The sequence below is a fragment of the Streptomyces sp. BR123 genome (assembly GCF_013401435.1).
In the GTDB taxonomy this organism is placed as follows: Bacteria; Actinomycetota; Actinomycetes; order Streptomycetales; family Streptomycetaceae; genus Streptomyces.
Map to the genome: position 1 here is coordinate 1 of NZ_JACBGN010000678.1, position 531 is coordinate 531.

The 531-nt window shown below is 76.6% G+C and carries 1 protein-coding gene; it reads left to right on the forward strand.

The annotated features are described in order from the left end of the window. A partial coding sequence (locus tag HYE82_RS37005; RefSeq protein WP_179178597.1) for an ROK family protein occupies nucleotides 1-484 on the forward strand: 484 nt, incomplete at its 5' end. Nucleotides 485-531 lie beyond the last annotated feature (47 nt).

A 531-nucleotide genomic window follows, 5' to 3' on the forward strand; every position in this document is an offset into this window, starting at 1 on the left:
GGGGCAGGACGGTCAGGGCGGGTACGGGGTGGGTGCTCACGGGACCTCGGTGTACCTGCACCTGGGCAGTGGTCTCGGTGCGGGGCTGCGGCTGGACGGCGAGGTGTACCGCGGGGCGCGCTCGGCGGCGGGGGAGTTCGGGCACCAGGTGTTGAGCCTGGACGGCCCGCCCTGCCGGTGCGGCGGGCGGGGCTGCGCGGAGGTGCTGTGCCTGGCGGCGGTCGCACGCGGGGACCTGCCGGAGGCGGCCCGGATTCTGGGCGAGGGCGCCGCGAACGTGGTGGCCTTGCTCGACGCCGATCGTGTGTGGCTCGGGGGACGCGTGGTGCATTCCGCCCCGGAGGTGTTCACGGCGGGAGTCCGCCGGGTCCTGCAGGCACGCAGCCTCGGCGGCACCGCGCCGGAGGTCGGCGTTGCCGCGGGCGGAGTGGCGGAGGGAGCGGCGGAGCTGGCGCTGGCGCCGTTCTTCGGGCGGCGGGGATGAGTCAGCGGCTGCGGGTTTGAGGGCGAGGTTGGGGGCAGTGGGGGGGC